The organism is Stenotrophomonas sp. NPDC077659 (assembly GCF_050268705.1).
GTDB lineage: Bacteria > Pseudomonadota > Gammaproteobacteria > Xanthomonadales > Xanthomonadaceae > Stenotrophomonas.
Genome location: NZ_JBNNHG010000173.1, coordinates 1 through 7,399 on the forward strand (window position 1 = coordinate 1; position 7,399 = coordinate 7,399).

Genomic DNA, 7,399 nt, shown 5'->3' on the forward strand with positions numbered 1-7,399 from the left:
GTTGGTGTGTTCGTCGCTCGGGCCGATGCAGGTCTGCAGGATCGGGTTGCGGCGGGGTTGACCTGGATGATTTCCTTGGCGGTTTCTGCCATTCGGGTTCCGTTGTCTGGTAGCGGTCCAGTCCGGCGCAGCCCTCTGCGGGAGGGGGTCGTGCCGGAACCTCGATTCAACCTGTGGATACTACCACAACAGGCCGTTTTCCGCCTCCCTTTGCGGGGATTTTACCGGCACAAATCAGGAACTTAGGGGTCCATGCCGCCCCTGTAAAGCCGAGCCTATGCTCGGCTGCGGCGGATTCCCCGGCTGAGCCGAGCGTCGGCTCGGCTCTACAGGCATCGGACTCCGCTGCGTCAACCGCCGAAGGCGGCGCGCATGTTCTCCGGGGTCGGGTTCAGGATCACCCCGCGCTCGGTCACGATGGCGTCGATCAGCTCGCCCGGGGTGACGTCGAACACCGGGTTCCAGGCGGCGATGCCTTCGGCCACGGTGCGGGTGCCGCCCACGCCGTACAGTTCACCAGGGTCTCGCTGCTCGATCTCGATCTGGCTGCCATCCACGGTGTCCATGTCCACCGTCGAGGACGGCGCCACGACCATGAACTTCACCCCGTGGTGGCGGGCGGCGATCGCCAGCTGGTAGGTGCCGATCTTGTTGGCGGTATCGCCGTTGGCGCAGATGCGGTCGGCACCCACGATCACCCACTGCACCGCGCCGGTCTTCATCAGGTGCGAAGCGGCCGAATCGGCGATCAGGGTGGCATCGATGCCGTCCTGCTGCAGCTCCCACACGGTCAGGCGCGCGCCCTGCAGCCACGGCCGGGTCTCGCCGGCAAACACGCGGGCGATGCGGTGCTGGGCCATGCCGGCGCGGATCACGCCCAGCGCGGTACCGAAGCCGGCCGTAGCCAGCGAACCGGTATTGCAATGGGTCAGCACACCACTGCCGGCATCGATCAGGCCTGCCCCCAGTGCGCCCATGTGGCGATTGGCGGCCAGGTCTTCCTCGGCGATGGCCTGCGCTTCGGCTTCCAGCAGCACCTTCCAGTCGGCACCGGCGGCGGCCAGGCAACGGCGCATGCGGGCCAGCGCCCAGGCCAGGTTCACCGCGGTCGGGCGCGAGGCGTTCAGCCGTTGCAGGGCCGGTTCGAGCTGCTGCAGGGCGTGCGCGCCATCGGTGGCCTGGACCTCGCGCGCAGCCAGCACCACGCCCCAGGCAGCGGCGATGCCGATGGCCGGCGCACCGCGCACGGTCAGCGCGTGGATGGCCGCGGCGACGTCGTCGCTGTCAGTGCAGACCACGTGCTCAACCACGAACGGCAGCTTGCGCTGGTCGAGCAGTTGCAGGGCATCGCCGGTCCACAGGATCGGGCGGATGTGGTCGTAGCGGGCGTAATCGAGGTCGGTGGCAGTGTTCATGGGCCCATTGTAGGGCCACGCCCGGCGCGGTTGGAGCCCGCGCAGGCTCAGTTCACCGAGAATTCGGCCCTGCAGCCGCCATCCACCCAGATGCCATTGCGGCTCCAGCCCCAGGTCCTGCCTTCCTCGCAGGGCGTGCCGGACAGCTGGTGGATCACCCGGGCCTCGACCGAAATGCTGGCGCCGCAGAAACGCCGCCGCTTGGATTTGGATTCGCAGGTGACTTTGCGCGCCACGTCGACGAAGCGACCCTCGTCATCGGCCACCTCGAAATCACCCTGGCAACCACGGCTGGTCCAGACTTCATTGCGCTTGTAGCCCCAGCCCTGCCCTTCGCGGCACGGCAGTACCGAGAGCTGGCGCAGCAGACGCACCGGTGCGCCATCCAGCCGCACCGGGCAGCTCTGCGGGCGGCCGTTGGATTCGCAGCGCACCACGCGGCGCACCAGGCGCTTGCTTCTGCCATCGCCTGCCGTAGCACCGGCCACACCCTGCGCGGCACGCGCACGGAATTCGGCTCGGCAGCCCAGGGTCACCCACACGCCACTGCGGTCGGTCCCCCACTCACTGCCACGGATGCAAGTGTTGCTGGACAACTGGCGCACCAGATCGACACCGTTGCTGACGTCCAGATCGCAATGCACCCACCCCATGTCGCGCGATTCGCAGGTCACCACCTCGCCCTCGTAGCCGGCCTGCTGGGCCGACGCCGACGACGGCAGCACGCCGCCCCATATCGCCATGGAGTACATCGGTGCCGCGACGACCGCAAACCACTTGACCAAAGCATTCCCCAACGGAGCGGATGAACCACGATGCCAGTGTCCTGCATCCGGCGTGATAAGACCATCATCGCGCTTGCTGAATCAAGCGCGAAATCCGCCGTTTTTGTTCAGGCGCAGTGAGCACCGTGTCGTTCAGGCATGTGCGAAATCGAACGCCAGCACATCGGCAATGCGTGGCGTGCGGTTGATCGCCATCAGCAGCCTGTCCACGCCCACGGCCACGCCCGCGCAGGCCGGCATCGCCGGCAATGCGGACAGCAATGCCTCATCCAGCGCGGGCTGAACCTGGCCGCGCTCGTGCCGGCGCTGCTGGTCATGTTCGAAGCGCGCACGCTGCTCGCCTGCATCGTTCAGTTCGTGATAGCCATTGGCCAGTTCGACCGCGCCCAGATACAACTCGAACCGTTCGGCCAGCGGCGGCGTGCCGGGGCGGATGCGTGCCAACGCGGCCTGGCTGGCCGGCCAGTCATGCACCACGGTCATCACCGCGTCATCGAAATGCGGTTGGATGCGATGGGTCATCAGCAGGTCGAGCCAATCGTCACGGGTCAGGCCTGCCGGATCGATGTGCACGTCACCCAGCGCCGCGCGCAGCGCACCTTCGTCCACGTCGAACGGATCGACACCGGCATGCTGCTGGAACAGTTCGCGATAGCTCAGAACGCGCAACGTCGCCGCGCGCCCGACCATGGCCAGCGCCTGCCGGACCAGTTCAGCCGTTTCCTGCATCAGGCGATGGTGGTCCCAGCCCACGCGGTACCATTCCAGCAGGGTGAATTCGGGATTGTGGCGGCCACCGGCCTCGCCATTGCGGAATACCCGGCCCAGCTCATAACAATCGCCCACACCCGCAGCCAGCAGGCGCTTGAGTGGGAATTCCGGCGACGTGCGCAGCCAGCGGCGGCGACCACCGGCATCGACATGGCCACTGAAATCGGTATGGAAGCTGTCGATGTTCGGCTCGGTGTTGCCGGCCACGGACAGGATCGGCGTTTCCACTTCCAGCACATCGCGTTCGGCGAAGAAGCGGCGCATCAGCGCGTTCAGCGCCGCACGCTGCTGCAGCGTGCGCAGCAGGGCCTCGCTCACAGAATCCCCTCCGGGCGCGGGTGGTCCAGCGGCAGGGTCAGCAGATCACGCGTGTCATCAATGTAGCCGCTGGCCAGGTACAGGCGACGGGCCAGTTCATTGTGATGGTTCACTTCCAGCCGCAGGCGGCTGACACCGCGCCCGCGCGCACGCTGCTCACAGATGGCCAGCGCCTGCTTGCCACGCCCACGGCCGCGCGCGCGGTGCGCCAGGTACAGCTCGTCCAGCAACATGAAATGGCCGCCCTGCTCAAGGCTGAAGCCAGTGGCGATGACCGCATAGCCGCACACCTGCGCCGCTTCGTCCAGCCACAGCAGCACCTCGCCATTGCGGGGGTCGGCCAGCAGCGCATCAACGCCACGGCGCACGCGCGCTTCATCGAACGCGATCTTGTCTTCGGCGTAGAACTCACGTATCAACGCGATCAGCATTTCCTCGTCGGCACGCATGGCGAGGCGGAAATCCAGCGGGGCGGTCTGCATCGGGTGTCCTCTTGTATTCCTGGCCGGGCGCGGAGGGTGCCCAGCGTTATCGTTACTCGTGCTGTGCCAGCCAGGCCAGCAGGCGTTCTTCGTCCCACACCGGCACACCCAGCGACTGCGCCTTGTCCAGCTTGGAGCCGGCTTCGGTGCCTGCCACCACGAAGCTGGTCTTCTTGGACACACTGCCGGACACCTTGGCCCCCAGCGCTTCCAGACGCTCCTTGGCGGCATCACGGGTGAGCTGGGCCAGCGTGCCGGTCAGCACCACGGTCTGTCCGTCCAGCGGACCGGCCACCACCTCGGCCATCGCCGGCGCTGTGGCCAGGATGTGCTGCATCTCGGTTTCCGCCGCCAGCAGCAGCGCGCCATGGCCATCGCTGTCCAGCCACTCGGCGACCCCACGTGCGGTGTCATCCGGCAGGCCGGCGTTGACGAACTGGCCATGCTCGGCATCGAGCACCGCCTGTGCACTGGGCAGCACCGCCACCAGCTTCTCGGCACGCAGGCGGGTGATGCCGGGAATCTCGGCCTCGACCAGCAGCTGCGCCAGGTCCAGGCCCTCGCGCAGCTTTGCACTTGGCGGGTGGGCATCACGGATGCGGACCTGGCCGACCTGCAGCAGCGCGTCGATGGCCTGCTGGTTACCTTGCTGCTCGAAGAAATGACCCAACGAGCGTGCGACTTCGCCACCGATGTCCGGCACCCGCTTGAACAGCGGCCACGGCAGGCGGCGGATCAGCGCCAGATCGCCAAACCACAGCGCCAGTGCCTTGGCCGTGCTTTCGCCCACGTGCTCGATGCCCAGCGCGAACAGCAGGCGTTCCAGGCTGGCATCGCGGCTTGCATCGATGGCGGCAATCAGGTTGTCGGCCCACTTGGTCGCGATCTTCTTCGTGTTCCATTCGAACGCGACGGGCTGCACCAGCGCCTGCGTGCGCCAAGCCGGGTTCTGCCCATCAAGCTTGAGGACCGCCTTGAGCACCTCGCCACTGCCTTCGGCCGGCAGGTGCGGCTTCAGGTTGTTGGCCAGCGCCGAGGGGTCTTCGGCATCCAGCACCAGCTTCAGGTGCAGCAGCTGGTCACGGCTGAGGCGGTACAGATCGGCCACGCTCTTGACGATGCCGGCGTCGACAAGGGTTTCGATGTACTTGTCACCCAGGCCATCGATGTCCATCGCGCGGCGTGAAGCGAAGTGCGCAATGGCTTCCTTGCGCTGCGCCGGGCAGGACAGCTCGCCCGAACAACGCCACGCCGCCGCCCCCTCCTCACGCACGATCTCCGAGCCACAGACCGGGCAACGCGCAGGCATCTGCCACGGCATGGTGCCCTGCGGGCGGCGGTCAGGAATGACACTGACTACTTCGGGAATGACATCGCCGGCGCGACGCACGATCACGCTGTCGCCCACGCGCACGTCCAAGCGTGCGATCTGGTCGGCGTTGTGCAGGGTGGCGTTGGACACGATCACACCGGCCACCGCCACGGGTGCCAGGCGCGCGACCGGCGTTGCGGCGCCGGTGCGGCCGATCTGGATCTCGATGGCCTCCACGGTGGTGCTCTGTTCCTGTGCCGGGAACTTGTGCGCGATGGCCCAGCGCGGTGCGCGCGAAACAAAACCCATCGCCAGCTGGCCGGCGCGGTCATCCAGCTTGTAGACCACGCCATCGATATCGAACGGCAGGCCGTCGCGGCGCTCGCCGATATCACGGTAATAGCCCAGCAGGCCGTCAGTGCCGTCCACCACCTGGCACAGCGCGCTTACCGGAAAGCCCCATGCGCCCAACTGCGCCAGCGTGCCCGAATGGGTATCGGGCAGTTCGCCGCCCTGCACTTCGCCGGTGCCGTAGGCAAAGAAGCTGAGCCTGCGCTGCGCACTGATCTTCGCATCGAGCTGGCGCAGCGAACCGGCTGCGGCATTGCGTGGGTTGGCCAGCACCTTGCCGCCATGCAGGCGCGCCCGTTCGTTGTAGGCCTCGAAATCGGCACGGGCCATGTAGACCTCGCCGCGCACTTCCAGCACATCCGGCCAATCCTGCCCGTGCAGGCGGTTGGGAATGTCGGCGATCTCGCGCAGGTTGGCGGTCACGTCCTCGCCGGTGCTGCCGTCGCCACGGGTGGCGCCCAAGACGAACCTGCCATCTTCATAGCGCAGGCTGATGGCCAGGCCGTCCATCTTCGGTTCGGCCGAGAACTGCAGGCTGCGGCGACCGAGGCGCTCGTCGATGCGACGCACGAAGTCGGCCACTTCCTCATCGCTGAAGGCATTGGACAGCGACAGCATCGGCACTGCATGGCGCACTTCGGCGAAGCGGCCGGACGGGCGCGCGCCCACCTGCTGGGTCGGGCTGCCAGCGCGGGCCAGTTCCGGGTGTTCGCGTTCCAGCGCTTCCAGCTCGCGCACCAGCCGGTCGTAGTCGACGTCGGGGATCTCCGGCGCATCCAGCTCGTGGTAGGCGCGGTTGGCCTGGGCGATCTGCCGGCGAAGGTCTTCGGCGCGTTCGGCGGGGCGGGGGCTCATCGGGATCCGGTGCTTCTGGGATGGCCGGGGATTCTACCGCGCCCGGGTGTCAGGCCTCGTAATGCCCCGGCGTACCGATGCAACCCATCCACGCATGGCGTGGATCTACTGCGGTGACGGCCGATGTGGCGGGTGCCGACCGTTGGTCGGCACATCAGCATTTACCAACGCGGGGTCTTGGTCAGCGGCGGCGCCTGGTGCTGGCGGTCATAGGCACGCAGCTCATCGCGGATGTGGGCGATGCGCTGGCGACCCAGAGCGTTGCGGCTGTCATCGAGCACCACGCCATCAAGCAGTTCGGCCATGCGCTGCACTGTCGGCAGCATCTTTTCCCATGCATCCAGCGCGGTCAGCGGCGCCGGCAGGGTCAGGAAGAAGGCAATGGCCGGGGTTTCCATCGCACGGATGTTGGCCATGTCGAAGCTGCCCGGCTTCATGATGCTGGCCATCGAGAAGATCGGGCCGCGCTCGGGATGGCCTTCCACCAGGCGGTGGAACACGTTCATATGGCCGAACACCAGGCCGGTCTTCTCGGCCGCCACCACGATGTCCTCGCCACGCAGCTGCTCACCGGCGCGGGCGGCCACGAACAGCGAGACGATCTTGTCGAAGTCCTGGGTCGCGCGCTTGCCCAGATCGCTGCTGCCCGGGTCGGTATCGGCCAGGCCCAGCTCGGCCTGCTGGCCTTCGTCGCCCAGGCCCGGCTCGCTGCGGGTCTCGGCCAGGGCCACGCCGTCTTCGCCCAGCACCGGCTCGCGGCGCTCGCCGCTGGTGGGTTCGGCGTTTTCCACGCGACGCCCCTGCGGCTTCTTTTTCGGACGGCCAAACAGGAAGATCGCGGCAACCAGCAGCAGGCCGGCGGCCAGGATGCCGATGCGCAACAGTGCCGTGTCGGTCATTCGTCAGGTACTCCGGCTAGTTCATTCAGGTAACTAGAATGGCACGTCAGGCCGCGCCCGCCAATCGCGCGGCTTCTTCCAGGTCCACGCTGACCAGGCGGCTGACGCCCGGTTCGCGCATGGTGACGCCTGACAGCTGGTGGGCCGCCTCCATCGCTGTTCGGTCACGATCACCGACACGTCGTGCTCGGTGTGGTCGACGTGGCTGGCC

General features: G+C 67.3%; 6 protein-coding genes. All 6 read right to left on the reverse strand.

The features are described 5' to 3' along the window. Positions 1–350 precede the first annotated feature (350 nt). Complete coding sequence (gene mtnA, locus ACQKDV_RS17280; protein ID WP_427785369.1) at positions 351–1,415, reverse strand: S-methyl-5-thioribose-1-phosphate isomerase; 1,065 nt, start codon at positions 1,413–1,415, stop codon at positions 351–353. A 47-nt stretch (positions 1,416–1,462) separates the two neighbouring features. Beyond that, the gene (locus tag ACQKDV_RS17285) at positions 1,463–2,200 is read right to left on the reverse strand and encodes a DUF3011 domain-containing protein (protein ID WP_427785371.1); all 738 of its coding nucleotides are present in this window, start codon (positions 2,198–2,200) and stop codon (positions 1,463–1,465) included. Positions 2,201–2,332: 132 nt separating this feature from the next. Continuing rightward, positions 2,333–3,289, reverse strand: a complete 957-nt coding sequence (gene epmA / locus ACQKDV_RS17290; protein ID WP_427785373.1) for an EF-P lysine aminoacylase EpmA — start codon at positions 3,287–3,289, stop codon at positions 2,333–2,335. Then, entirely contained in the window at positions 3,286–3,771 is a 486-nt protein-coding gene (locus ACQKDV_RS17295) for an N-acetyltransferase family protein (protein ID WP_427785375.1), read from the reverse strand. Before ACQKDV_RS17295 ends, epmA begins: the two co-directional genes overlap by 4 nt. 52 nt (positions 3,772–3,823) lie before the next feature. Continuing rightward, positions 3,824–6,295, reverse strand: coding sequence for an NAD-dependent DNA ligase LigA (ligA, locus tag ACQKDV_RS17300; protein WP_427785378.1), 2,472 nt, complete (start codon positions 6,293–6,295; stop codon positions 3,824–3,826). A gap of 155 nt (positions 6,296–6,450) precedes the next feature. Beyond that, positions 6,451–7,188, reverse strand: coding sequence for a cell division protein ZipA (gene zipA, locus ACQKDV_RS17305; protein WP_427785376.1), 738 nt, complete (start codon positions 7,186–7,188; stop codon positions 6,451–6,453). Positions 7,189–7,399: the final 211 nt, after the last annotated feature.